Below are 24,251 nucleotides of genomic sequence, written 5' to 3'. Positions count from 1 at the left end.
TCCTGAAGCGGGGCGAACCATCAGAGGACCCGGCTGCGGATCCACCGCGCGGCGGATTCGATGGCAAGGACCACCACAATCAGGGAGATGAGGATGGCGCTGGTTGTTTCATAGCTGAGTGTCGCCACTGATTCGTGGAGCAGGAAGCCGATTCCGCCCGCCCCGACTATGCCCAGCACGGCAGACTCGCGGAGCGCAAGGTCGGAAGTGAAGAGGCTATTGCCCAGGAACGACGGCACGAACTGTGGCCAGACGCCGCTAATGAAAACCTGCAGCCTGTTTGCACCCGTGGCCTCCAGCGCTTTGAGAGGCGCCGGGTTGAGGTTCTGCAGCGAATCGGTGAAGAATTTGGCGGCCAGCGCAGTACACGAAATGGACAATGCGAGGAATCCGGCGAACGGGCCGAGACCGAGAGCTGCCACGAAGATCAGTGCGTAGATGATGTCCGGGATACCGCGCATGAGGACGGTGAGTCCACGCAGTCCGATAGCTAAGGGGGTTATACGCACCAGCAGATCTGTAGACAGTACCGCGATGACCAGACCGATCAGGACACCCACGGTAGTGGCGGTAACTGCCATGAGGACGCTCTCGAAGACGCCCAGGAAGATGGCCGTGGAGAACTCCGGCGGGAACATGCCTGTGACGAGTTCGACGGCGGACGGCAGGGATCGGGAGATCCGCTCCAGATCTGCTTCAAGAGACCAGAGTGCGTAAAGGAATACCAGCAGCGCGGACGAACCCAGGACCGCCCGTGAGATTCGGGAGCGGTCCCAACCGGGCTGGTGAACGGCACGGCCGGGCACGAAGAGCTGGGAACGGCTGCTCTCCCGCGCGTGTTCGGAGAGTTTTACCTGCAACCGGACCGACACGACCTCCAGGATGAGCAGAACAGCGATGATGACGAGCACGATGCCGGCCGCGCGGGGGTAATTCAGGCTGCCGATCGCGGTCTGCAGGGCAACGCCGATGCCGCCGGCTCCAACGATGCCGAGGATCGCCGAGGCGCGGATGTTGATGTCCAGACGATAAAGGACGACGCCGGTAATGGAGGGCAGCGCGCGGGAGAACGTGGTGGCGACGAAAGTCCGCAGCCGCGATGCGCCGGTGGCGCTTACGGCCTCGGAAGCCGTGGCGTCCTGTTCCTCAAAGATGTCGGTCATCAGTTTGCCGATCATTCCCACCGAGTGGAAGGCCACAGCCAGGCCGCCGGCCATCGGCCCGAGGCCGAAGATACGGACGAAGATGATGGCGAAGATCAGGGTCGGCACGGCGCGCGTGAGGACGATAACCAGGCGGGCCGCCCATTGGACGACGCGCGGACCCGTGAATCTGCTGGATGCCGCGGCGGCCAGCGGGATGGAGGCAATGGTGGCCAACCCCGTGCCGGCGATGGCAATCAAAAGTGTCTGGACCAGCAGGGTGAGCAGATCCGGGACGGCCCCGGTGGTGGGCGGGACCATGCGGGAGAGCAGTCGCCCAATGTCACCGAATCCATCCTGTAAGGAGGAAGGGGAGACGCCCATCCACCAGAGCCCGAAGAGGGAGGCTCCAACATAAACAATCGGGATAACCCAGACCGCAATGCTCCTGCGCGGCCGCAACTGTTGCGGCGGAACGGGCACGCTGTTCTTTGCCGGGGTCTCGAGGATGCCGCTAGGCATTGCCGTCCCCAGCCGTGGAGTCGGAAGCGTACACGCGGCGGATCATTTCCTCCGTGGTCGCGGCAGTTGGCTGATCCATCATCATCGACCCGTTCTTGAGCGCAACAATCCGGTCAGAAACCTGCAGGGCGAGGTCCACCTGGTGAAGGCTGCACACTACCGTGAAGCCATCCTCGGCGCTGATCCGCTTGAGCATGGACAGCACAGACAAGCTGGCAGCAGGGTCCAGGGACGCCACAGGTTCATCCGCGAGGACAATTTCCGCTTCCTGCATCAGCGTCCGTGCAATTGCCACCCGCTGCTGCTGTCCGCCGGAAAGCGTGTCACAGCGCTGGAACCGCTGGTCGAGCAGACCAACGCGTTCCAAATGCCCGGCCGCCTGTATGCGCAGGCTTTGCGGATAGGTGGAAATGCCGTAGCGAGGAAATTTGAGCCTACCCAGCGTACCCATGAGCACGTTTTCCAAGGCGGTCAGTCGTCCCACGAGACCGAACTGTTGAAACACGAAACCGATCTTGGTGCGCAGAGCCTGCAGTTCCCTCCGGCTACACTCGCTGGGCGTGGTGCCGAGGACGCCCACCGTCCCCGTATCGGGATGGTGGATGCCATTGATGAGGCGCAGGAGCGTTGACTTTCCCGCCCCGGACGGTCCCACAAGTGCCACAAACTCACCGGGGGATGCTGAGAGGCTGACGTCCGTCAGAACATGGTTCCCCGCGAAGCTCTTGGCTACGTTCTGCAGGACGATGCTCGGCTCTCGCTGTCCCTGCGGTGCAGGCGTGGGGGTGGTATGTACGTTCAGCATGCGTGATCCTTGTGTTGTGGTTGCGGCGTGAGCGCCGGTCACTGCTGTTCCGCCGTGCAGACCTCGGCCTTGGTGATCTCGCAGATCTCGCGGATCGGTTCGTAGGCTTCGTCGTTTGTCGGGACAAAGGCGAACGCTGCCGTTCCGCCCCAGACGCAGGAAGGCTTGCCTGCGAACTCGCCCCAAGTCTCGGGTGCTTCCGTTTCGGCACCTTCGCAGAATCCGTTTTCCGCAGCAGTGACAGCGTCGTACTTCGTCAGTGCCGTGGTGATCTTCGTCTGCAGGTCCTCCGGGAGCCAATTACCCACCACAACTGGCGGCCCGGGGATGACCGGCGAAGTCCAAATCTTGTTTACCTCTTCCGGCTTGAGGGCTCCGCGGGCGGGGAGCAGTTCATCGACGAACGTGGCGGCGGCGAACGCAACATCGCAGTCTCCCGCCAAGAGCGATGTCACGGCGGTGTCATGGCCGCCTGCAAAGATCGCTTCAACGCCGCTCTCGACATCGATACCTGCCTCAATTAGGCCGGCCGACGGAGAGAGGTATCCCGTAGAGGAAGCGGGATCGGTGAAGCACACATTCTTGCCCTGCGCATCCTCGAGGCTGGCGATAGTGGGAGTGTCACTCCGGACTATCCCGTACGACTCGACGCCGGATTCGCCGCCAGGCTCGCGCTGGTCCACGGCCACCGGGGTCACGTCCGCTACCCCGCTGGCGAGGTAGTAGCTGAAGGCTCCGTAGACGGCTATATCCACCCGCTCGGCTACCTGGGCTTCGACGACGCCGGCATTGCTGCTGACGGCTTCGAACCGGACCGGTAAACCTGTTTCCTTTTCAAGCGCCTTGATGACCGCAGCGAAGGATTCTTCGAGTTCTTGGCTTTCCTCACTGGGAACTGCCGCAAATACGAGTTCCTGGATATCGGACGAGTCGTCGCTGCCCCGGGCATTCGGGCTTTGGCCACAACCTGCGACCAGGGTGCCGACTGCGATGGCGGCGAGGGAAATCTTCAGTGCTTTCCGCATCATGGTTGCGCTTTCTAAGAGTCGTTGTTGTTAGACATCAGTTATGTTGCCGATCAAACACAAAACTGCCGCCTATTTGTGGAGGCAATTAGGAACGTTCTGTGCGGTGAATCACAAGTGAAGCAAGATTCGTTGAGAATGTCAACGGTCATAGGAGAATGGCAACGCTTTTTTTCCTACAGCCCTGAGACTGACTAAGTGCCTACTCGTTGACTGATCCGGCCTCTGCCGGAAGGTTGCGGATGCCCCAAGCCGAGACGAGGCCTCCGGCGATAGCGAGGATGGCGACGACCACGAGTACCCGGCGGAAGCCGTCGCCGTCGAGTACGGCCCCGAGAATCACGCCGGCGAATGCCACAGCGATCAGCCCGGCGATGCGTGACACTGCGTTGTTGATGGCGGAACCGATTCCGCTCTCGCCCGGACCTACAGCGGAGAGGATGGTGGAGGTCAGCGGGGCAACCGTGATGGCAAGGCCCAGCCCGCATACGAGCAGACCTGGCAGTAGCTGTGTCCAGAAGTCCACCGGGATTCGCGCGGCCGTCATCATCAAATAACCGGCACCGATCACCAGGGGACCCACCGCCATAAAGATACGCGGACCGAACCTCCCTGCCAGGCCCCCGATGGTGCCGGATAACAGCAGCATCAATATGGCAACGGGGAGGGTGGCCAGCCCGGCTTGGGTTGCGGAGAACCCGGCGACCTGCTGAAGGAACAGGACTAGCACCAGCATGCCCAACGACAGCGCGGCGTAGATGAACGCCGTGGCGATGTTGCCGATGCCGAAGTTGCGGATCCGGAACAACCGCAGCGGCATCATCGGATGCGCGGTGCGGTTTTCCCACCAGAGGAAGACCGTGAAGGAGACAACTCCCACGGCCAGGGAACCAACGACACCGGGATGGCTCCAGCCAAGCCGTTGCTGCTCGATCAGCGCGAAGACCGTCCCGCCCAAGCCGGCCGCGGCCAGCACGGCGCCAACCACATCCAGCGGCCGGCTTTGTGTAGAAGGCTGTCCCTTGAGCCGCCCGAGAATTACCAGGGTGACGGCAATGGGGAGCACGTTGATGGCAAAGATCCAGCGCCAGTTAAACAGGTCAACCAGGAGTCCGCCGAGCAATGGCCCCGCGATGGCAGAGGTACCTGTCCAGCCGGCCCATAACCCGATGGCTCGGCCCTTGGCTGCATCCCTGTAGGAGGACATGATCAGCGCCAGGGAGCTGGGCACAAGCAAGGCGCCGCCGAGACCTTGGACCGCACGTGCTGTAATCAGTACGCCGCCGGTTGGCGCCAGCGCGCAGGCCAGGGACGCCAAGCCGAAGAGGACCAGGCCCAGCCGGAGTATAAGGACCCTGCCGAACCCGTCGGACAAGGAGCCTGCAATGAGGATGAGGGCGCCCAGGGTCAGAAGGTAGGCATCAACAACCCACTGCTGCAGCGCCAGCCCACCGCCCAGATCCTCCGTCATTGCGGGCAGGGCAACGTTGATAATCGCGCCGTCCAGGAACGCCACGAACGAGGCCAGGATCGCGACCCACAGCACCGGGCGGAGCGCAGGATCGAGGCGGACGGCTGCCTTGCGCTCCGTGCGGGAACGCTTGTTCATTCCTGCCTCGCTTTCGGACCCACTGCCGGAGCCGCGGACCGGGAGGCCGTGGCAAAGCGCTGCCCCAACTCTAGCGAGGATTCGCGAATCCAGCCTGCTAACTTATGGTCATGACTGAACGCGTAGGACAACTGGCATCCATCTCGCTCGACTGCCCGGACACCGAGCTGCTCGCAACCTTCTACTCGCGCCTGCTGGGCCTAGAGGAAGCATTCGCCACTCCGGACCGCGGCGTCGTCGCACTCTCTGGAGCAGGTCCCATGCTCACGTTGATGCGGGTGGACAGCTATGTTCCGCCCTCCTGGCCGGAAGGTCCGCAGCACCAGCAGTTCCACCTGGATGTTGCAGTCAGCGAGCTGGAGTCCGCCGTCGCGAGTGCTCTTGCGCTTGGCGCCATGGAGGCGGAGCACCAGCCCGCTCCTAACCAGTGGCGGGTGCTGGTCGATCCCGTCGGGCATCCCTTCTGCCTCACCGTCGTCCGTCCAGACTGAGTTTTGGCGCTCGTTTCCGCGTAAGGCGCGAGCTAGCCCCTGACTTCAGACCAGCTGTGCCAGCTCCTTCAGGAGGTCCTTGACTCTGGTGTCCTGGTTCTCGGCCAACATCTCGTTGGTCAGGAAGGAGAACCCGACGTTCTTGTCGGGCCAGGCGCCGTGGAGCCCGCCGCCCGCGCCGGAATGTCCGAACGCAGGAGCCACGGGCCCGTAGGTCCCGATGGGATCTGCCAGCTCATAACCGAGGCCAAACCTCAGCGGCCGGTCGTTGATGGCATCCACGCCTTCGGACCACGTCCGGGTGGCCTCCCGCAGCGCCTCGGCGGAGACCAGAGAACCTTCAGGACTTGCCAGACGGGAGTACAGGTTTGCCATCGCGTCGGCGGTGGCGATACCGCCGCCGGCCGCCAGCTGCCCGCGGCGCATGGCCACGCTGTTAAACGGGTCCTTGTCCTCGGCGAGCAGGTTCCTGTACATCCGATCGACGATCCTGCGGCGTTCGGGGTCCTGGAGGTACGTACTGATGGCGTAGCTCTCGGAGCGGAAGATGGTGGCGAGCCTGGGGTCGAGTTCCTCGGGCAACCCGAGGAAGATATCCAGTCCCAACGGGGTGCTGATGAGTTCGGAAATCAGCTCCCCAACGCTCTTGCCGGTGGCCCGCAGGAGCAGCTCGGACATCAGGTAGCCGTAGGTTGTGGCGTGATAGGCAACCTTGCTGCCCGGCTCCCACAATGGGGTCTGCGCGGCCAGTGCTGCCGAGTTTCCGACATTGTCGTACTGGCTCTCTTCGCCCGGCGGCTCCGGGTCCACGTAGGGGAGCCCCACGGTGTGGTTGAGCAGGTGGTACACGCGCACGTCCTGCTTGCCTCCGCCTGCAAACTCTGGCCAGTAATCGGCCACGGGTCGGCGCACATCGAGCTGCCCGCGGTCCACGAGGATCGCCGCGACGGTTGCGACCACACCCTTGGTGCCGGAGAACATGACTGCGAGGGTCTTAGGGCTCCAGCCCTCCTCCACGGCCGCGGTGGGCGTGCCGCGTTTTATCGTGCTGCCGCCGTAGAAGCGCGCCAGGGGTTCGCCGTCCCGGTAGACACAGAACGCCATTCCTCCCTGCGAGCGTTGCAGGTGGTTGGCGAACGTTTCCTGAAGCCGTGCGAAGCCAGCGGCGGCCAGTCCGCCGTCGTTATTGCTTTCAAAAGGTATTTCCACAATGATCCTCAGAAGGTCGGGACGTTGGCCAGCAGTTCGCGGGTGTAGCTGTGTTGCGGATTTTTCATCACGTTGTCCGTGGAACCCAGCTCGACCAGCCGGCCGTTTTGCAGGACCGCCATCCGTTGCGAGATATGCCGTGCCAGCGCGATGTTGTGCGTGACAAAGAGCATGGACATGCCGGATTCATGCTGCAGGCTGCGGAGCAGGTCGATGATGGACGCCTGGACGGACACATCGAGTGCCGAGGTGACCTCGTCACAGACCAGCAGGGACGGTGCATTGACCAGGGCCCTGGCGATGGCTGCACGCTGGCGTTCGCCACCGCTGAGGTCGCGCGGACGCCGGTCCAGGTAGCTTTCACCGAGGCGGACCTGGTCGAGCGCTTCCCGTACCCGCCGCCGTCGTTCTTTGCGGCCCATCTTGCCCGACATCTGCAGGGGCATCTCAACGGACTCGCAGATGGTGCGGCGCGGATTCAGTGAGGAGAACGGGCTCTGGAACACGTACTGGATGCTCTGTCGCTGCTCTGCAGTGCGTGCACGGGTGCCCGCCGCAAGATCACCGCCGTTCAGACGCACGCTGCCGGCGTAGTCGTCATTCAGGCCGGCGACGCAGCGCGAGAGCGTTGTCTTGCCGGAGCCGGATTCGCCGAGCAGCATCATGGATTCGCCCTGGCCCAGCGTGAAGCTGATGCCGTCCAATACCTGGTTGCTGCCGTACGCCAGCCGCAGGTCCGCAACCTCCAGCAGCTTCCGCTCACGCGCCGCAGGTGCCGCCTGGGCGGGGCGGGCTTCCGCAAGTTGCCGGTCAACCACGGGCTGCTCGCCGGTGATGGCCGCAACCCGGCCAAGCCGCCGTTTGCCGGCCAGATCCGGCACGGACGCCAGCAGCTTGCGGGTGTAAGCGTGTTGTGGTTGGTAGAGCACCTGGGAGGTGGGTCCCTTCTCCACCACCTCGCCGGAGAGCATGACAACGACGTCGTCCGCTATTCTGGCGACCACCGCCAGATCGTGGGTGATGTAGAGCCCGGCAACGTTGTGCCGTTCGGCTAACTGGGCGATGGTGGCCAGGACCAACGCCTGTGTAGTGACGTCCAGTCCCGTGGTCGGTTCGTCCAGCACCATCACGGCAGGCCGGCAAGCGAATGCCATGGCAATGCCGACCCGCTGTTGCTGTCCGCCGGAGAGCTGGTGGGGATACCGGCGCTGGTACGACGCATCATTTTCCAGGCCTACCTCCGCCAACACCTCGGCGGTGCGCGTGCGCCGGTCCGCCTCCGAGGAGCCGTAACCGTGGACCTGCAGTACCTCGAGGATCTGGTCGCCGATGCGGATGGCCGGGTTAAGGGAGAGTGCGGGGTCCTGCGGGACATAGGAAATGGCGCCCCCACGCAGTTTCCGGCGGGCGGACTCAGGCAGATCAAGGATATTTCCATCCAGGACTGTCTCGGCGGCGCCGGCGAGCCGGACGGTTCCACCTGTGTTGACCAGTCCTTGGCGGAAGTGGCCCATGCAGGCCAATCCCGCAGTTGTCTTGCCGGACCCGGATTCCCCCACTAGGGCCAGGACCTTACCGGGGCGAAGCTCGAAGGACACGCCATGCAGGATTTCGTCGCCCGAGGTGGTGGCAATCCGCAATTCCTCCGCGCTGAGGACGGGCATCGTTATCGTTGTGTCTTCCTAGACCGAAGTGCTCATTTGCTTGCTCCCACGCTGGAGTTGGCCGCGGCGCGGGCCAAGGAATCGGTTATGAGGTTGGTGCCCACCGTGAGCACGGCAATGGCCAGCACCGGCAGCAGCACGCCCCAAGGCTCGAGCACCAGTGCAATGCGGTTCTCATTGATCATCAGGCCCCAGTCCGCGGTGGGCGGTTGCATACCCAGTCCGAGGAAGGAAAGCGAGGCTACAGCCCCGATGGAGTACGTCATCCGGAGGCCGAGCTCCACCATCAGCGGACCGGTGATGTTGGGCAGTACGTCCTGGGCCAGGATCTTCCATTTCGGTACCGCATACATTTCGGCGGCCCGGATGAAGTCCTCGGTGATCACGTCCACCGTCGCCGAACGCGTGACCCGGGCAATCCGGGGTGCGTGCGTGATACCGATGACCGCCACCAGAACCCACCCCTGCGGACCGAGGACGGTAATGGCCAGCAGCGCGAAGACCAGCTGCGGCAGGGCCAGCAAGACGTCATTGGACCGCATGATGATGCTGTCCACGCGGCCGCCCTGATAGGCGGCGGTCATGCCTGTCAACACGCCCAGCGACATGCCGAGCAGGGTAGCCAGGCCGGCGTACATGAGCAGCCTCAGTCCGCCGTCGAGGAAACGGGAGAGCACATCGCGGCCCAGGTTGTCGGTGCCGAAGACCCCGTCGGGCTGGAACGGGCGGCCGGTGAACTCCGTGCTGGTGTGGCCCGTAGCCCAGGGCAGCAGCAGCGGGCCGAGCAGGGCCAGGAGCACGACGGAGGCGGTCAGCGCGATGCCGATCTTTGCCTGCCGCTGACGGAACAGCCGGCGGAGGAGACCGGGCGGGGTTTCGACTTCGCGGGCAATGGCCTGGGGTGTATCAATGACGCTCATCGCGCGCCCCCTGTCCGTAGTTTCGGATTGGTGAGAATACCGACGACGTCGGCCAGCAGGTTCACGATGATGTACACCGCGGCGATCAGGACGGAGAGCACCTGAACCACCTGGACGTCCCGGTTGGTTACTGCGTCCACCAATGCCTGCCCGATGCCGGGGTAGCGGAAGAGGAACTCGACGACCACAACTCCGCCGGCCATCCATGCCAGTTGGATGGCGATGACCTGGGCCACGGGGGAGAGCGCGTGCGGCAGGGCGTGGCGCAGGATGACCTGCCGCTCGGGGACGCCCTTCAACTGGGCCATCTCCACATAACCGGAGTCGAGGACCTCCAGCATCGTCGCCCGCATCATCCGGGCGATGTACGGCGTAACCATCAGGACCAGGGTCATAGTGGGCAGGACCAGTTGGAGCGGATAATTCCACACGGGTTCTCCGGGCGGCGCCATCGTGACCGACGGCAGGATGGCGAACACCGTGGTGGAGAAGAGCGTGATCAGCGCGATGCCGATGACGAACTCGGGCAGCGCGGCCAGTACTAGGCTCGTGCCGGTGACCACGTGGTCTCCGGTGCGGCCCTGGCGAAGGGCGCTGTAGGTCCCCACGAGAAGGCCCACGGGGATGCTGATGAGTCCGGCTGCCGCCAAGAGGACCAGCGAGGCACCGATGCGTTCGCCGAGCAGGTCCGTGACCGGCCCGCCGGATGCTGCGGAGACACCAAAGTCGCCGGTGACCAGGCCGCCGAGCCAGGAAAGGTACCGCTGCCACGCGGGGTCGTTAAGGTTCATCTGCTCGCGCAGGGCGGCGAGCCGTTCCGGCGTGGCCTGCTGGCCCAGAATCGCCTGCGCCGGATCGCCGGGCAACAGCAGGGTTGCGACGAAGACGAGTATGGATACGGCGAGCAGGATGAGCACGCTGGTGCCCAGCCTGCGAAGGATGATCGGGGTCATGACGCGTTGCCTCCTAGCCAGACGCGGCGGAATTCGAATCCTGAGAGGGCCAGACCAGTGCGGTTCGGCACCAGGCCGGCAACATACTGCTGGTACGCATCTGCCTGGTTTGCGTGGCCCCAGATGATGTAGCCGCCCTCGTTGTATTCGATCTCCATCGCCTGCGCGATGAGCGCGTTGCGTTCCTGCGGGTCCACGGTGCCCGTTGCCTTTTTCACGAGCGCGGTGAACTCGGGATGGTCCCAGTGGGTCTCGTTGAAGGGCGAGGTTGGCAGCGTGCTGGCGTTGACTTGCGGCAGGTAATTCCGGGTGTAGTAGAAGTCCTGCGCGAAGTCCCACTGCAGGTAGCCGTCACCGAAAAACGTGGTGACGTCCACTTGCCGGATCTTCACGGTGATGCCGGCCGCGGCCGCCTGCTGGGCGAAGACCTGTGCGGCTTCCACGGCGCCGGACTGGATAGGCGCGGTTACCAATTCGACCGTGAGCCCGTCCGGATAACCGGCGTCGACGAGAAGCTCCTTAGCCCGGGCAATGTCCTGGACTCGCTGCGGCAGGTGGGAGGGATACCCCGGGTCGAAGGGGGAATACATGTCGTTGCCGAGGCTGCCGTTGCCGCTCAATACTTGCTCAATCATTTGTTGGCGGTCAACCACCAGCCGGAATGCCTCGCGGACCCGGTTATCGTCAAAAGGCGTCCGGTCCACCCGCATGGTGAAAGGCATCCACGCGCCGGTCTCCGATTCAAGGATGCTGATCCGGGGATCGGCGTCGATGACCTCCAGCAATGCCAGCGGGATCTGGCCGATGGCGTCCACTTGGGTTGAGAGGAGCGCATTGATCAGGGCGTCTTCGTCGCTGAAGTTCAGGATTTCCAGTTCGTCCAGGTAGGGCTCGTTGTCCCGCCAATAATGCTCGTTGCGCACAAAGACACTGTTGCGTCCCGGTGCGAAGGACTTGTATTTAAAGGGCCCTGTGCCCACCGGGTTGGCCGGGTCGTAGTCCGCGGGGACAATTCCCAGCGTGTACTGGCCCAATGCGTCGTCGAACGCGGCGTTGGGACTGTTGAGCCGGAATTCCACTCGATGGTCGTTAACGATGACCACTTCGTCGAGGATGGCCAGGGCTGCAGCGCCGCTCTTGGGATCATCCGGGTTGGTGATCCGCTTGAAGCTGGCGGCTACGTCCTTTCCGGTTACCGGCCGGCCGTCATGGAACAGGACGTCTGGACGCAGGTCCACCGTCCACACCAGGGCGTCGGGAGACGGCGTGACCTTGGTGGCCAGCAGGGGTTTGAGTTCGTAGTTTTCGTCCCGGTAGACCAGGGACTCGTACAGGTTCACTACCCGGGCGATATCGGTGGTGCTGACCGATGAGTGGGCGTCGAGGCTGTCTGCCGCTCCGCCCCCTGCCAGCCCCACTCGGAGGCGGCCGCCAGGCTGCGGCGGTCCTGTGGGCGCGGCGATTACTGAGGTCTGGCTGGCGCCGCAGGCGGACAAGAGCCCACCCAAGCCGATCACCAGACCCATTCCCAGCACACGGCGCCGGGTCGGATGGAGCGCTGGCCCGCCGGAGGGCAGGCTGCGCATGGGGGATGCTTCCACGGATCCTTCTTTCTCAGAGGGGAACGGCTAGGAGCTGACGGTCCTGCCGATCCAGTCCGGCGCCTCATCGTCGAGGCCGGCCCGGTATCTGCTGATGCTCTCCAGGACGGGATTGGGGAACGCGCTGCTTCTGCCGCTGCCTTGGTCCACATGCAAGGCCAGCAGTTCCTCGGTGGCGATGAGCTTCCCCGCTGTGCGCATCTCGTGCGCCAGGTGGAGCTTCTTCGCTCCGCCGCCGACGATCTGCGTGGTGACTGTCAGTTCCGCATCCAGCCCCGTCTCGGCCAGGTACCGGACATGTGCTTCAACTGTGTAGAGGGAGTTTCCGGTCGACTGCCGGTAGGCTTCGCCCATTCCGAGCCGGTCCATCACCTGGTCCGTTGCGAAGCCGAAGACCAGGACGTAAAACGCTTCGGAGAGGTGGCCGTTGTAATCGATCCACTCCGGCAGGACAGTGCAGCGGTATGCGGGCAAGGCCGCCACCGCCGTGTCCGTCATGGTTTGTCCGCCTTGAGCGCGGCAATCACATTGCGCACGGCGATAATCGCTTGGTCCCTCTCAAGGATCAGCTCTGCGACGGACCTGCCGTTGGCCTCTTCATCACATCCCGCGATCACCGCGTTGCGCAGCTCGGGAGTCAGTTCGGGGGCGTCCAGCCGGGTCCAGGGCGACTTCAGCGAAGGGCCGAAGTGGTCGAGCATATGCGCCATTCCGCCTTCCCCTCCTGCAAGGTGGAAGGTCAGCATCGGGCCTTGGATCGGCCAGCGCAGACCCGGGCCATCCGTAATGGCCAGGTCGATCTGCTCCACCGTGGCCTCGCCGTTGTCCACCATGTGGAGTGCTTCGCGCCAGAGGGCTTCCTGCAGCCGGTTGGCAATGAACCCGGGTACCTCGCGGTCCATCGTGATCACGGATTTGCCGATGTGCTCGTACCAGGCGGAGGCCCATTTCACGGCCGTGGCGGAAGTGGCTTCGCCGCCGGCTACTTCGACGAGCGGAATCAGGTAGGGCGGGTTGAAGGGATGCCCGACAACCAGACGGAACGGGTTGGCAGCCTCGGTAGCCATCTCCGTCATGCCGTAGCCGGAGGTGGAGGACGCAATAACGACGTCGGGGGCTGTTACCGCATCGATCTGCGCGAGCAGGGACCGCTTGAGCTCCAGGACTTCAGGAGCGCTTTCCTGCACAAATCCGGCCCCGGCCACCGCTTCGGCCAGATCCGTATGCACGCTGATGTTGTCCTTCGAGGCATTCGGCGCCAGACCCAGTTCCGTCAGGGCGGGCCACGCCGCATCGATCAGCCGGCGCAGCTTCGGCTCGGCATCGGGGGAGGGGTCCCACGCCTGCACCCGGTAGCCGCGGGCCAGGAAGTACGCGGCCCAACCACCGCCGATGGTGCCGATGCCCACACAGGCAACGGTGTCGACGTCGTTCATATCAAGTGGAGTGAACTCAGCAGTGGTCATAGGATTCAGGCTTTCTTCTCGAGCTTCAGGATTTCGCGGGCTTCATCGGGGGTAGCCACCGCGGCACCGAGGTCATGGACAATCGCGATCGCGCGTTCGGTCAGCTGGGCGTTGGTCGCCTTCACGCCCTTGCTGAGGTAAAGGTTGTCCTCCAGCCCCACCCGGACATGGCCACCGAGCAGCACGGACTGGGCCACCCACGGGAGCTGGTCGCGTCCGATCGCGAAGGACGTCCACTGTGCGCCGTCCGGCAGCATGTTGACCATGGCCTGCAGCAGGCCAGGGTTGGTGGGTGCGCCGTATGGAATGCCCATGCAGATCTGGTACAGCGGCGGCGGGGCAATCAGGCCCTCTTCGACCATGATGTTGGCAAACCATAGGTTGCCGGTATCGAAGATTTCCATCTCCGGTTTCACACCCAGTTCCTTGATCCGCTCGGCGCCTTCGCGGAGCATATCCGGGGTGCTGATGTAGACCTGGCTGCCCTCGCCGAAGTTGAGCGAGCCGCAGTCGATGGTGCAGATTTCCGGCCGCAGTTCCTCCACATGGGCCAGGCGCTCGCGGGCGTTGACCAGGTCCGTGCCCGGCAACTGTTTTGTCGGTTCGCCCGGATCCAGCAGCAGGTCACCGCCCATGCCCGCTGTCAGGTTGATGACAGGATCCACGTCGCTCTCACGGACCAGGCGGACTACCTCGCGGTAGAGCGCTACGTCGCGCGACCCCTGCCCCGTCTCCACATCGCGGACATGGATATGGACCACCGAGGCGCCGGCCCGTGCAGCGGCGATTGCGTCGTCGGCGATCTGCTGCGGCGTGACGGGCACGTGCTCGCTCTTACCTGTGGTGTCGCCGGCGCCGGTCAGGGCACAGGTGACGATGACCTTGCGGTTCATGCGGAACTCCCTTGCGATAGGACAATGTTGCGGTCAATAAAACTTTCGATATGGCTGTACATCTGATCGGCAGTCAGAATCCCGGTCAGGACCTTGATGCCGAGGCCGTCCACCATGCTGGTCAGCTCCATGGCGAGCTGGTCGGAGGGGATGTTTACGAAAACGCCGGATTCCTGACCCTGAAGGATCGCGTCCTCCACGGTCTTGTACCAGCGGCGGTAGCCCTGCGCGTGGTTCTCCTTGCCGGACCCATCAACCGCCACGTCGGCCCAGGTCTGTAGCCAGATCGAGAACTCGGCGCTGCCGCGCTCGCCGGCGGGAAGCTGGAGTTCGATCAGCCGCTTGAGCCGGCGGACCGGATCGGTGATGGAGTGCAGTTCGGCGATCTGGCGGTCGAAGGCTAGTTTGATGGAGTAGCGCAGTGCTTCGGCAAAGATTTCGCGCTTGGTCGAGAAGTAATAGTGGATAGCGGCTGTGCTCATGTCGCAGGCGTAGGCGATATCGGCAATGCGGACCGCGGAATAGCCCCGGCGGGCCAGTAACCACCAGGCCGCCTCGATGATGGCGCGCCGCTTCTGCGCGTGTTCGCTGTCCTCCCGGTGCTTCGTCGGGAGGATCCTTGCCGGGGGCGGCACGGAGGGCCCGTGCGTTTCATCGGATCCGGACAGCAGCCAGTTGACCGTAACGCCGGTAATGTCGGCCAGATCGGTCAGCTCCTGCGGATGGAAGCGCCGGGTGCCGTTGAGCGCCTTGGAAAGCTTCGTCTCGTCCAAGCCAATATGATGTGCCACCTCACGTTGCGCCATTCCGGAGTTCCTAATGGACTTCCGGACGCGCTCTGTGACCTCCGTCTCATTTGATGTCATGAGACGAAGCTACGCGTTGTTTGCGATTATGGCAAGGCTTTCTAACTCAAAGTCAGAAAATTGCGATTTTGCGGATTGGGCCGTGCTCTGGGGCTCCACGCCTCTTCGACCTCTGCGGTGGCGACGCCGCGCTTTACCGTCCTGCCATGCCGGAGCGATCGGAGCGGCAGCGCCGCCTGTCACACTATCCGTTTCCCCGGTGTCACATGAATACCAGTCAATCAATCGACACCGCAGGGAGAGAGAACCATGGCACGCACGACAGAAGTGGCCGTCGTCGGGGGCGGATACGCCGGCGTCATTGCCGCGAACCGCCTCAGCACGAACCCGGACCTGAGAATCACCTTGATCAATCCCCGGCGCGCGTTCGTCGAACGCATCCGGCTGCACCAGCGGGTCGCCGGGTCGCATGACGCGGTCGTCGACCTCTCCGAGGTTCTGGCGCCGTCCGTGCAGATCGCCGTCGACACGGTGACCCGGATCGATGCCGCGTCCCAGACGCTCGAACAGGCTGGCGGCACCACCCGGTACGACTACCTGATCTACGCGGTCGGCAGCCACAGCGCGACGCCGGTTGTGCCCGGCGCGGCGGAGCATGCCCACCCGCTGGGCACGCTCGAACAGGCTGATGCTCTGCAACGGGCCCTCGCCGCGGACCCCGCGGCGCCTGTCACCGTCGTCGGCGGCGGCGCCACCGGCATCGAGACCGCCTCCGAGCTCGCCGAGCTCGGCCGCTCTGTCACGCTGGTCTGCGGCGACGAGCTCGGTCCGTACCTGCATCCGGCGGCGCGGCGCGAGGTCGCGCGGCAGATGAACCGGCTCAGCGTCACCGTCCTCGCGGGCACCGGCGCGCAGGCAACGGCCGTGGAGCATGACGCCGTCCGCCTTGCCGACGGCCGGCAGCTGCCGAGCGGGGTCACCGTGTGGACCGCGGGGTTCGGCGTCCCGGACCTCGCCGCCCGCAGCGGGCTGACCACCGACGCCGTCGGGCGACTGCGCACCGACGAGACGCTGACCAGCGTCGACGACGACCACATCGTCGCTGCGGGAGACTCGGCCACCCCGTCCGGCGTGCCCTACCGCATGTGCTGCGCGTCCGCGCAGCTGCTCGGCGCCCATGCGGCCGGCACCGTCCTGCGGCGCGTCGCAGGCAGGGATCCCGTGCCGTTCTCGGCGCCGATCCCGGGCCAGTGCCTCAGCCTCGGACGAAGGGCCGGGGTGCTGCAGCTCGCCCGGCGCGACGACACCGCGATCGGCATCCACGTGGGCGGCCGGCTCGGCGCCCGGATCAAGGAGTCCGTGAGCGCGGGCAGCGTGAAAGGGCTGGGTATGATGGCGCACCGGCCCCGGCTCATCGCCGGTCTGACGCTGGTCCAGGATCCGCGGAGGTCGCGGCTCCTCAGCGAAACCCCCGCCCTTGTCGGGATCCCAGGAACCCTGACAGACTGAGAACCAACCCTCCGAGAGGTCGATCATGACCGACGAATCAGCCGGCCCGGCGACCGACATCTTCGTCGCCCACCGCAACCTGCTGTTCACCGTGGCCTACGAGATCCTCGGCTCCGCCAGCGAAGCCGAGGACGTGCTGCAGGAAACCTGGCTGCGGTGGGTCGACGTGGACCTCGACCAGGTCCATAACCGGCGCGCGTACCTGGTGCGGATCACGACCCGGCAGGCGCTGAACCGGCTGCGGACGTTGCAGCGGCGAAAGGAGGACTACGTCGGGCAGTGGCTGCCCGAGCCGCTGCTCACCGCCCCCGACGTCGCCGAGGACGTGCTGCTCGCCGAGGGCGTCTCGATGGCGCTCATGGTGGTGCTCGAGACGCTCGCCCCCACCGAACGGGCCGTGTTCGTCTTGCACGAGTCGTTCGGGTTCACCCACGACGAGATCGCCGAGGCCGTCGAGAAGTCGCCCGCGGCCGTCCGGCAGATCGCGCACCGAGCCCGTGCCTTCGTCGAGGCCCGCCGTCCCAGACAGGCGGCGTCCCCGGCAGAGACCCGAAAGGTGCTCGCGGCCTTTAAGCGCTCGATCGAGACGGGCGACGTGCAGGCGCTCATGGACGTGCTGGCGCCAGACGTCGTCGTACTCGCCGACGGCGGCGGCATCAAGCAGGCCGTCCCGAACCCGGTCCGTGGTGCCGACAAAGTCGCGCGCCTGTTCCTGGGCGGCCTGAAGAAGGCCGGCGGCGTGCTGACCGCGCACCACACGACGATCAACGGACACCCCGCGTTGCTGGTCACCTTGGACGACCAGTTGGATGGCATCTTTGCCGCCAGCGTCCACGACGGACGGATCGCCGGGATCTACTACATCCGCAACCCCGAGAAGCTCTCGGGCGTGGAGGCAGAGATCGCGCTGGCACGATGGTGAGGCAGGGGCGCGGGCTGGTCGCCGCGAGACCCTACCCTCATCGGGCCAAAGAGAACGGTCTCGTCCGTTTTCTTGCTATCACCTCAGGAAAGGCAACCAGGGGGCGCCAGTGTTGTGATGAGTCACGATATCAAGGGACTGAAAGGCCAGTAACAGGTGGGAACCCTGGGGAAGGCCGAACCTCAGACTCCAATTCGGTCCAGCAGGCCGTTGGCCACTCGCATCATCTGTGCAGCACAGGATTCCGTCAGGTAGCCGGCCGCGATCTGCCGGGGTTGGGGGAGCCTTATCCAGTCGGTGCCGACGCCGGTTCATCAGTTGGAGCGGGGGCAGGCGCAGGCCCCTGTTCCGGAGCCGGTGCCGGAGCGGGCTGCGGTGTGCTGGTGGTTATCGGCGCCGGGGGAGGAGTAGCCGTTCCGGGCTCCGGCTCGCCGGGAGGTTCCTGAACGGGAGCTGGCTGGGCATCGCTGCCGGGGTTTGCCGGAGACGTTGCACCCGGTGAGGGTTCCGGATCGGAGGTATCGGGCTCCGGCGCCACAGTAGTGGATACCGGAGCCGGTCGAGGCTCCCCGTCCGTGTCCTGCTCCTGCGCGGGCTGGGTATCTGAGTCCACGTCCGGATCAGCATCGGATTCGGTTTCGGTGCTGCTGCTCCCGCCGCTGGTGGCAACGTCCTTTTCGATGATGCCGAGAATGCGCGCCTTGTAGTCGTTCAGGCGGCCGTGGATCTCGTCCAGAGGAACGTCCTCGAGCGAGCGGCCATAGGCGGCTATCTCCTCCCACAGTGCCGCGAGCTCATCCATGCCTGCATCGCTTAACGGGCCGTCGAGGGTGAGGACAAGCTGGCTGGCCAGGGCGTAGGTGAGGCATTCGACGCAGTTGTAGTTGACGGCTGCCGACAGGTTCTGCGGAACCACAACGTCGGCCTGACCCAGGACCAGGACAACTTGGAATCCGACGGCGACGGCAGTGCAGTCGCGGCAGGACGCAAAGGCGTAGGCCTCGTTGGTGGTATCCACCGGCCCGTCTTCGGCCCAGACAAGGGCGAAGGCGACGTCGTAAACAACGGACCCGTCCTCGGTGTTCACGGCAAGGGCCTGGTTTCCGTCTTCCTCTGGGGCAAGAGGCCTGTCGAAGGGGAAGACCCAGGCCGGGGGCGTATCTGCGGCGGCAGGTTCAACAACGGTGGCGCCGGAATCGTCGTCGTTCGCTTGATCTTCACTGGTTTCCGCGAGGCCGGTCCCTGCGTTGCCGGCCTGTTTGTCGCGGGGAACGAGGACCATGGCCAGCTGCGGATCCTCCGCGGTTGGAAGGTCCGTACCGGACGGCCATGCCGTGACAGCTTGGCCTGCCCGGCCCTCGGTAAGTCCGGCGGAAGAAGCCGGGGTGAGGGAAGCGGTTGCATCGAACAGGGTTCCGCGTTCATAGGGCTGCACTGGGCGGTAGGCTCCGTCGTCAGGCCACCAGGCCCAAGCCAGGCCGGCGAGAACGGCAGCCGCGGCGCTAATGGCGGTCATGCGCCGAAACGGCCGGCCACGGGTTTTCGCCCAGACGGCGGTGACGAGTTGCCGGGCCATGCGCAGCAGGATGTAGGCGAAGCCGAGGATGGGAAGTGCGACGGCGGTGATGGCCAGCACCCGTACGGCCATTCCGGCAAGGTCGCCGTTGGAGCCGGCCTCCGCCAGCAGCCGCTGTTGTTCCAGGACGCTGGCCCAGGCCGTTCCCAGGACCCGGGGAAGCGAGACCACCATCAGAAACAGGCAGAACAGGAGCAGCGGAACCGTGACCAGGACCCACGCGGTCACGACGGCTCTGGCCCACGGCTTGAGCAGCTTGGGCTCGGGATCGGACCAGCGCCAGGGCAGCAGCCCGAGCAACGTGGGCTTGATCCGCTGGAACAGGTCGGGAACCCCGGTTGCGTCGGCGAGAATGTGGTACCCGTCGAAGCGGACCAGGGGCAGCAGTTGGCGCACCATCTGCAGTATCTGGGTCACCACTACCAGCAGCAGCGCGTCGAAACCGGTGAACCACCAAACGCCTATCGTGCCCACCACGACGATGGCGTTGAAGTACAGGCCGCCCAGATCCGTGCGGATCCGGCCGCCGCGTCCGAGCCGGTAGGAGTCCGTGACGTCGGTGTAGAAGGCAGGCCAGATCAGGTACAGGCCGACGCCCATGGCGCCCGGGGTTGCGCCGCCGCGGCGGGCCGCGGCGGCGTGGCCGAACTCGTGGAGACCGGCCGAGAGGATGGTGATGGCGAAAACCAGGAGCAGCAGCCCGGGGTTGGCGAAGGCTTCATGCGTCGCCGACCCCAGGCCCTTGACCAGGAGCACCCACCAGCACGCAGCCAGGAAGGCGGCCGTAACAGGCAGCGCGATCAGCGGATGGAACAGCGTTGCGAACGGAGCCGTCAGCTTCCGTGTCCGCTCGGGATCGGTGACGGTGTAGCGGAAGCGCATGCCCAGCAGGGGGCTGGCCTTCCTAACTTCGGGCTGTGAGCCGTCCGCGAGCCGCAGCAGGCCCAGCGGCAGCAGCTGTTTGTCAATCAGGGTCTGCACGTTGCCGGCCGTGATCAGCCTGCCGGTCCTGGCGCTGGCGTGTTCAGCGACCTGATCCGGGGTGCGGGAGCCGTCCACTCCCGCCAGAACCGCATACAGCAGGGGAGTGAGCTGGATTGTCTGGCCGTCTGCGCGCCGGACCAGCGCGGGCGGCTCCCGGTAGCCGGAACCTTGTGCCGGTCCGAGGAGTTGCACGCCGTCGGCCAGCGCCGGAACTTCCGTGGAAGTGGGTGCGGCGGACCCGGCATCGGGTAGCGGGCCGCCCGTGACCGGCGGCCCGCTCGGACTCATGCTCATTCAGGGACTATTGTTCGAGATCGGACTGCTGATCGGCGCTGGCTTCGGCTGCGCCGTCGATCTGCTGGTTGATGATGGCGTCCTGCTGCGCCACCGCGGTAGCTTCGCTGTCCACCGAACCGATGTTGGCGGCCACCGCGGCGTCGATGGGCGCGGCAACATTGGCGTTGGCCGCCACAGCACCGTTGATCGGGGCGGCGATGTCGGCGTCCGCGGCCAGGTCCACGTTTACATTGAGCAGGTTCCCGTCAAGCGTGGACCCAAGGTCCTCCGTGACGGATCCGGCATCGGGAACCGTGCCATCCGGCAACAGTGCGGGATCAGCGGTTTCCTGCCCGCTGACGCTCTCCTGCTCGGGCGCGGAATCGCCGACGGCGGCGTCCGTTCCTGCGGTGGAGTCCGCAGTTGTGTCGGCGCCGCCCACAGTGTCGTTGCTCTGGTCGATATTGCTGTCCTGCGCAGACTCGGCGGTCGCATCGGCCGCAATGCCCTGGTCGATGATGACTCCCTGGTCGGACAGCGCCTGCGCGGTGGATCCGTCCGAGAGGATGTTCGCCGAGGCAGCAGCATCGATGGGCGCCGCGACATTGGCGTTAGCCGCCACGGCCAGATCGATCGGCGCGGCCGCATCGATCGCCAAGTCGAGATCCGCATTCAGATCGAGAATGGACGCGACTTCCTTATCCGGCAGCGCGGTACCGGACTGGGATTCGAGTTCCTCCGGCGACAGCGGGGTGGGTCCCTGTTCGTTGCTCATCAAAATCTCCGTCTCCGGCGCAAGGCGCCTTCAGTTCCAACCACTGGCTGAAACATGCCGATTCCTGCCAAACAGCCCGGAGGTGCCCGAGCCCTAGTTATTGGAAGCATACTGATGAATCCTTCCATTGTGGCAGCAGAGGCAGGATTTGATGGGCCCCCCGCGCTCGATCACAAGACCACGAGAGATTCCACTGCCTCTACTGCAACGGTTCATGGACCCACTAACTGCGGCCTTGAAACGTTGAAGGGACTGTACCCGGCGCAAACCGGGCATAGTCCCTTCTGTTTCCGCCTGCCAAGCCATGCTGCCGTGCAGGACGGTCCTCCGAACTGCACTTCTACTTGGCGGGGTATTCCCATTCCCAGCCGGCAGCCGCGTAGCCTGGCTTGAATACAAGGGTGCCCTCCGGCGTTTCGGCGTCGAGGACAACTTTGCCTGTCGCCTGCTCGGCAGGGCCAATGTCCTGAGACAAGATCTCCGAGTCGTCCAGGCAGGTGTATGTCGCCATGGTGCCCAAGTCCGCATTTGAGGTCGTACCATTGGGCGCTATTGTCTTGAAGTCGTATGGATTGAGACCGAAGGACGGAAATACAGAGTCAGCGAGAGCCGGCTCGGTTTTCACAGAAACATCAAGAATGAGAATGTGTCCATTCTCTGCCTTTTCTGCAAATTCGTTCGTGCACTGACCATCGACGGTAATCGAATTAATCACGAAAGACGCTACTTCTGTGCCACTGTCGGTGATGCCCGCACCTTCGCCGACCTTCTTGATTAGGTTGCCCCGCTCCGACTTTTCTCCCGCAGGTTCTGCTGGCGTTGCCTCAGCATCTACCTGAGTATCTGAGTTTTCGGCGGTGGTCGTTTCTGATTCCACGGCCGGGGGGACGCTGGGGGCATCAGTGCTCCCCGCTGTACTTCCGCAGCCTGTCAAGAGCAATAGCGTGGCGATACATGCCAGTGATTTTTTCATTTTTGGTCCCCCTGATTTTGATTCTTAGAGTTCAATGCCGAGGTGAACAAGTACCGGGCAGGAGCTACGAATAATTCTAAACGTTTTACCACCGCGGATGGCTTTCAGAGGGTAATCGTTCGCTATCGTCATCGCTTCGTTAGAATCAGCCACCGAGTTCTCTGCCACGAAAATAGAGCCACTGTCAGATCATGTGATTTGCCTTCGTTTGGGGCAAAGCCTCTTCGCTCAGATCAGCCCATGGATGAGATACACCCATCCTCCGCGATTGGGCGGCAACTCATCGCAGCGTCTCAACTGCAATCAGAGACGGACTTGTGTATCCGGTCTTGAAATGTTGAAGGGACTGTTCCCGGGGCAAACCAGGCACAGTCCCTTCAGCGTCTACGACCAGTGGAACGTCAGGCCCTCACCTCAAACGCCGAGGCGGTCCAGCAGGTCATTAGCAACGCGAACCATCTGGGCGGCACCGGATTCTGTCAGGTAGCCGGCCTCGATCTGGTCGGCGTTGGCATCCTCGATGAGCGCGAGATAGGCCTCGCGGCTGCCATAGGTCTGCTCGAACTCCTCCTGCGAGATGAGCGAGTAGCTGCCGAACACCGATCCGGGCGCGGAAGCACCGTTGAACGTGGCCAGCGGGTAGTCCAGCAGGCCGTAGCGGACGCCGCCGGTGACGTTGCCGTGGTCGTCGCGGACCAGTTCGCCGTCGTCGTTCATCTCGAACCATTGCGACGGCGCTGCCGGTTCGCCGTCCTTGGCCCAATCGACCAAGGACTCGGTGGCGGCGATGATGGCTGGCTCCAGCGGGTACGGGTTGAGCGCGTCGATGAACTCCTGGTCCATCAGACGGGGGAGCCGGCCGCTGCGGTAGACCTCCTCATTGGCGGGCGTGACGGGGGAGTTGACATCCGTGTGCGGCGTGCCGGGAACCTGCCAGTGCCGGCGGTTCTCGGCCAGGTCCTTGTTCTCGGCGAGGACGTCGGTGCCGAACAGCGATGTGTCGCCCTCGGAGGTGACAGTGATGAACGGCGTATCCAGTGCTGGCTCCGAGCCGGGTACCAACTGGAGTCCGCCCACGCCGTCGGGATCCTGCGCAAGCGGACGTTCGAGCACCGCGCCCACGCTGTTGAGGTAGCCGTCGAAGATGTTGCCGCCGTTGGCTTCGCGGGCGAGGTCATGGAAGTTGCTGGTCCACGTGTTCAGGTAGATGCCGGACTGGGACTGGCCCATCAGCAGCACCGTCTCGGCGTCCTGCCCGCCGAGCACGCGGCGTGACTGGTCGCTCTGCAGCAGCGTGCCGGCCTGCGTGATGATGTCCCACGCCAGGCCTTCTTCCGCTCCCTCGACCACCATGAACGGGTCAAATGAGCCGGGGTTGTCCGGGTCGGCGACGATCCGCTGGTCCGCGGCTTCCGGATCGGTGTTCCAGCTCAGGTTCGCGTAGCGCTCGGCGTCGAAATTCTTGAGGGCGTCCACGTTCAGCGGCTTCGAGGTAATCCCGATGTAGGTGTGGCCTTCGGCCATGGCGTGCTGCCATACCCGGCGCCAGTGATCCTCCACGTCGTACCCGTTGGAGGCGTTGAGGATGTCCACCAGCACCACGCCGGAAGCGTCCTGCGGGTTGGCCGGCCGGCGGACCAGGATGCGGTTGGTGTAGGGAACATCTTCCGTAGCGACCTCGACGGCGCCGCTTTCGTCGCTGTACACATTGGCCGTGCCGGAGAGGAAGTACTCCTTCTCCACGTAGCCGTAGTCCTTCACATCGAACGACTCTTTTGCCTTGTCCATGGTGGAGAACATGTAGCTGTTGGCGTTCTCCGCGATGGGTCCCTTGACGGACGGGACCGCACTGAGCGATTCGGCTATCGCGTCCTGCGTCGAGCCGCGGGTTTTCGAGGGCGTGTGATCAGACTGCCCAAAGGCGGACGCCGGTGCTGCCGCCACCGTGAACGAAATGGCGCCAATGCACAGTGCCGCCATCGGCAATCGCCAGCTGCGTGGATTCCCCGGTATCTTCATTTCAAACTCCTTCTTCCGGCGCGCGGCACAATCGCCGTCACGCCTGTCCTAAGTGCGAGTGGTGCCGCCGGACCACAAAGTGGCCCGGCGGCGTTTCTACTGTTGCTGCGG

At 64.4% G+C, this 24,251-nt stretch carries 20 protein-coding genes; 3 read left to right on the top strand and 17 right to left on the bottom strand.

Annotated elements, in window-relative coordinates:
- Window positions 1-20 precede the first annotated feature (20 nt).
- The 4 genes from phnE to AC5RWO_RS07230 form a co-directional block, all read right to left on the bottom strand.
- Window positions 21-1,664 carry a phosphonate ABC transporter, permease protein PhnE gene (gene phnE, locus AC5RWO_RS07245; RefSeq protein ID WP_498730525.1) on the bottom strand — a complete coding sequence of 548 codons (1,644 nt, stop codon included), beginning with the start codon at window positions 1,662-1,664 and terminating at the stop codon, window positions 21-23.
- Window positions 1,657-2,469 (bottom strand): phosphonate ABC transporter ATP-binding protein, encoded by an 813-nt coding sequence (gene phnC, locus AC5RWO_RS07240; RefSeq protein WP_498730524.1) that lies wholly within the window; start codon window positions 2,467-2,469, stop codon window positions 1,657-1,659. The genes phnE and phnC overlap by 8 nt, the downstream gene beginning before the upstream one ends.
- Window positions 2,470-2,507: 38 nt before the next feature.
- On the bottom strand, window positions 2,508-3,497 hold the full coding sequence (gene phnD, locus AC5RWO_RS07235) for a phosphate/phosphite/phosphonate ABC transporter substrate-binding protein (RefSeq protein WP_498730522.1): 990 nt from the start codon (window positions 3,495-3,497) through the stop codon (window positions 2,508-2,510).
- Window positions 3,498-3,696: 199 nt separating this feature from the next.
- Window positions 3,697-5,103: a DHA2 family efflux MFS transporter permease subunit gene (locus tag AC5RWO_RS07230; protein ID WP_498730520.1), complete on the bottom strand. Its 1,407-nt coding sequence runs from the start codon at window positions 5,101-5,103 to the stop codon at window positions 3,697-3,699.
- Between the two features lie 110 nt (window positions 5,104-5,213).
- On the opposite strand from AC5RWO_RS07230, the gene AC5RWO_RS07225 reads away from it, so the two are divergent.
- Window positions 5,214-5,594 (top strand): VOC family protein, encoded by a 381-nt coding sequence (locus tag AC5RWO_RS07225; RefSeq protein WP_498730518.1) that lies wholly within the window; start codon window positions 5,214-5,216, stop codon window positions 5,592-5,594.
- Between the two features lie 45 nt (window positions 5,595-5,639).
- Here AC5RWO_RS07225 and AC5RWO_RS07220 read toward each other — a convergent pair whose 3' ends face one another.
- The 9 genes from AC5RWO_RS07220 to AC5RWO_RS07180 all read right to left on the bottom strand — a co-directional run bounded on the left by AC5RWO_RS07220 (window position 5,640) and on the right by AC5RWO_RS07180 (window position 15,106).
- Window positions 5,640-6,803 (bottom strand): serine hydrolase domain-containing protein, encoded by a 1,164-nt coding sequence (locus AC5RWO_RS07220; RefSeq protein ID WP_498730516.1) that lies wholly within the window; start codon window positions 6,801-6,803, stop codon window positions 5,640-5,642.
- 8 nt (window positions 6,804-6,811) lie between these two features.
- Window positions 6,812-8,467 carry a dipeptide ABC transporter ATP-binding protein gene (locus AC5RWO_RS07215; RefSeq protein ID WP_498730515.1) on the bottom strand — a complete coding sequence of 552 codons (1,656 nt, stop codon included), beginning with the start codon at window positions 8,465-8,467 and terminating at the stop codon, window positions 6,812-6,814.
- Window positions 8,468-8,499: 32 nt separating this feature from the next.
- Window positions 8,500-9,387 (bottom strand): ABC transporter permease, encoded by an 888-nt coding sequence (locus AC5RWO_RS07210; RefSeq protein ID WP_498730513.1) that lies wholly within the window; start codon window positions 9,385-9,387, stop codon window positions 8,500-8,502.
- On the bottom strand, window positions 9,384-10,340 hold the full coding sequence (locus AC5RWO_RS07205) for an ABC transporter permease (RefSeq protein ID WP_498730511.1): 957 nt from the start codon (window positions 10,338-10,340) through the stop codon (window positions 9,384-9,386). Before AC5RWO_RS07205 ends, AC5RWO_RS07210 begins: the two co-directional genes overlap by 4 nt.
- On the bottom strand, window positions 10,337-11,866 hold the full coding sequence (locus AC5RWO_RS07200) for an ABC transporter substrate-binding protein (protein WP_498730904.1): 1,530 nt from the start codon (window positions 11,864-11,866) through the stop codon (window positions 10,337-10,339). The genes AC5RWO_RS07205 and AC5RWO_RS07200 overlap by 4 nt, the downstream gene beginning before the upstream one ends.
- 102 nt (window positions 11,867-11,968) lie before the next feature.
- Window positions 11,969-12,439, bottom strand: coding sequence for a thioesterase family protein (locus AC5RWO_RS07195; RefSeq protein ID WP_498730510.1), 471 nt, complete (start codon window positions 12,437-12,439; stop codon window positions 11,969-11,971).
- The gene (locus AC5RWO_RS07190) at window positions 12,436-13,407 is read right to left on the bottom strand and encodes a 3-hydroxyacyl-CoA dehydrogenase NAD-binding domain-containing protein (RefSeq protein ID WP_498730508.1); all 972 of its coding nucleotides are present in this window, start codon (window positions 13,405-13,407) and stop codon (window positions 12,436-12,438) included. The genes AC5RWO_RS07195 and AC5RWO_RS07190 overlap by 4 nt, the downstream gene beginning before the upstream one ends.
- 5 nt (window positions 13,408-13,412) lie before the next feature.
- A complete protein-coding gene (locus AC5RWO_RS07185) occupies window positions 13,413-14,300 on the bottom strand; it encodes a beta-keto acid cleavage family enzyme (RefSeq protein WP_498730506.1) in 888 nt (295 codons plus the stop codon).
- Window positions 14,297-15,106 (bottom strand): TetR family transcriptional regulator C-terminal domain-containing protein, encoded by an 810-nt coding sequence (locus tag AC5RWO_RS07180; RefSeq protein WP_498730504.1) that lies wholly within the window; start codon window positions 15,104-15,106, stop codon window positions 14,297-14,299. Before AC5RWO_RS07180 ends, AC5RWO_RS07185 begins: the two co-directional genes overlap by 4 nt.
- A gap of 309 nt (window positions 15,107-15,415) precedes the next feature.
- On the opposite strand from AC5RWO_RS07180, the gene AC5RWO_RS07175 reads away from it, so the two are divergent.
- Together AC5RWO_RS07175 and AC5RWO_RS07170 are read left to right on the top strand one after the other, a co-directional pair.
- Window positions 15,416-16,615: an NAD(P)/FAD-dependent oxidoreductase gene (locus tag AC5RWO_RS07175; RefSeq protein ID WP_498730502.1), complete on the top strand. Its 1,200-nt coding sequence runs from the start codon at window positions 15,416-15,418 to the stop codon at window positions 16,613-16,615.
- A gap of 25 nt (window positions 16,616-16,640) precedes the next feature.
- On the top strand, window positions 16,641-17,537 hold the full coding sequence (locus AC5RWO_RS07170) for an RNA polymerase sigma-70 factor (protein WP_498730500.1): 897 nt from the start codon (window positions 16,641-16,643) through the stop codon (window positions 17,535-17,537).
- 286 nt (window positions 17,538-17,823) lie between these two features.
- Here the strand turns inward: AC5RWO_RS07170 and AC5RWO_RS07165 are convergent, their stop codons facing one another.
- The 4 genes from AC5RWO_RS07165 to AC5RWO_RS07150 all read right to left on the bottom strand — a co-directional run bounded on the left by AC5RWO_RS07165 (window position 17,824) and on the right by AC5RWO_RS07150 (window position 24,140).
- Complete coding sequence (locus tag AC5RWO_RS07165; RefSeq protein WP_498730498.1) at window positions 17,824-20,385, bottom strand: hypothetical protein; 2,562 nt, start codon at window positions 20,383-20,385, stop codon at window positions 17,824-17,826.
- Window positions 20,386-20,398: 13 nt separating this feature from the next.
- Complete coding sequence (locus AC5RWO_RS07160; protein WP_498730496.1) at window positions 20,399-21,148, bottom strand: peptidoglycan-binding protein; 750 nt, start codon at window positions 21,146-21,148, stop codon at window positions 20,399-20,401.
- A gap of 340 nt (window positions 21,149-21,488) precedes the next feature.
- Entirely contained in the window at window positions 21,489-22,121 is a 633-nt protein-coding gene (locus AC5RWO_RS07155; protein WP_498730495.1) for a DUF4352 domain-containing protein, read from the bottom strand.
- A 414-nt stretch (window positions 22,122-22,535) separates the two neighbouring features.
- Window positions 22,536-24,140, bottom strand: coding sequence for an alpha/beta hydrolase domain-containing protein (locus AC5RWO_RS07150; RefSeq protein ID WP_498730493.1), 1,605 nt, complete (start codon window positions 24,138-24,140; stop codon window positions 22,536-22,538).
- Between the last annotated feature and the right edge of the window lie 111 nt (window positions 24,141-24,251).

The organism is Arthrobacter sp. B055-34 (assembly GCF_059090425.1).
This window is presented reverse-complemented; position numbering and strand designations above follow the sequence as displayed.

Coding starts and splice junctions, on each gene's coding strand:
- AC5RWO_RS07160 (WP_498730496.1), bottom strand. CDS start 21,148: ATGAGCAACGAACAGGGACCCACCCCGCTGTCGCCGGAGGAACTCGAA.
- AC5RWO_RS07230 (WP_498730520.1), bottom strand. CDS start 5,103: ATGAACAAGCGTTCCCGCACGGAGCGCAAGGCAGCCGTCCGCCTCGAT.
- phnD (WP_498730522.1), bottom strand. CDS start 3,497: ATGATGCGGAAAGCACTGAAGATTTCCCTCGCCGCCATCGCAGTCGGC.
- phnC (WP_498730524.1), bottom strand. CDS start 2,469: ATGCTGAACGTACATACCACCCCCACGCCTGCACCGCAGGGACAGCGA.
- AC5RWO_RS07165 (WP_498730498.1), bottom strand. CDS start 20,385: ATGAGTCCGAGCGGGCCGCCGGTCACGGGCGGCCCGCTACCCGATGCC.
- AC5RWO_RS07210 (WP_498730513.1), bottom strand. CDS start 9,387: ATGAGCGTCATTGATACACCCCAGGCCATTGCCCGCGAAGTCGAAACC.
- AC5RWO_RS07225 (WP_498730518.1), top strand. CDS start 5,214: ATGACTGAACGCGTAGGACAACTGGCATCCATCTCGCTCGACTGCCCG.
- AC5RWO_RS07150 (WP_498730493.1), bottom strand. CDS start 24,140: ATGAAGATACCGGGGAATCCACGCAGCTGGCGATTGCCGATGGCGGCA.
- AC5RWO_RS07190 (WP_498730508.1), bottom strand. CDS start 13,407: ATGACCACTGCTGAGTTCACTCCACTTGATATGAACGACGTCGACACC.
- AC5RWO_RS07180 (WP_498730504.1), bottom strand. CDS start 15,106: ATGGCGCAACGTGAGGTGGCACATCATATTGGCTTGGACGAGACGAAG.
- AC5RWO_RS07175 (WP_498730502.1), top strand. CDS start 15,416: ATGGCACGCACGACAGAAGTGGCCGTCGTCGGGGGCGGATACGCCGGC.
- AC5RWO_RS07195 (WP_498730510.1), bottom strand. CDS start 12,439: ATGACGGACACGGCGGTGGCGGCCTTGCCCGCATACCGCTGCACTGTC.
- AC5RWO_RS07200 (WP_498730904.1), bottom strand. CDS start 11,866: ATGGGTCTGGTGATCGGCTTGGGTGGGCTCTTGTCCGCCTGCGGCGCC.
- AC5RWO_RS07205 (WP_498730511.1), bottom strand. CDS start 10,340: ATGACCCCGATCATCCTTCGCAGGCTGGGCACCAGCGTGCTCATCCTG.
- phnE (WP_498730525.1), bottom strand. CDS start 1,664: ATGCCTAGCGGCATCCTCGAGACCCCGGCAAAGAACAGCGTGCCCGTT.
- AC5RWO_RS07215 (WP_498730515.1), bottom strand. CDS start 8,467: ATGCCCGTCCTCAGCGCGGAGGAATTGCGGATTGCCACCACCTCGGGC.
- AC5RWO_RS07185 (WP_498730506.1), bottom strand. CDS start 14,300: ATGAACCGCAAGGTCATCGTCACCTGTGCCCTGACCGGCGCCGGCGAC.
- AC5RWO_RS07170 (WP_498730500.1), top strand. CDS start 16,641: ATGACCGACGAATCAGCCGGCCCGGCGACCGACATCTTCGTCGCCCAC.
- AC5RWO_RS07155 (WP_498730495.1), bottom strand. CDS start 22,121: ATGAAAAAATCACTGGCATGTATCGCCACGCTATTGCTCTTGACAGGC.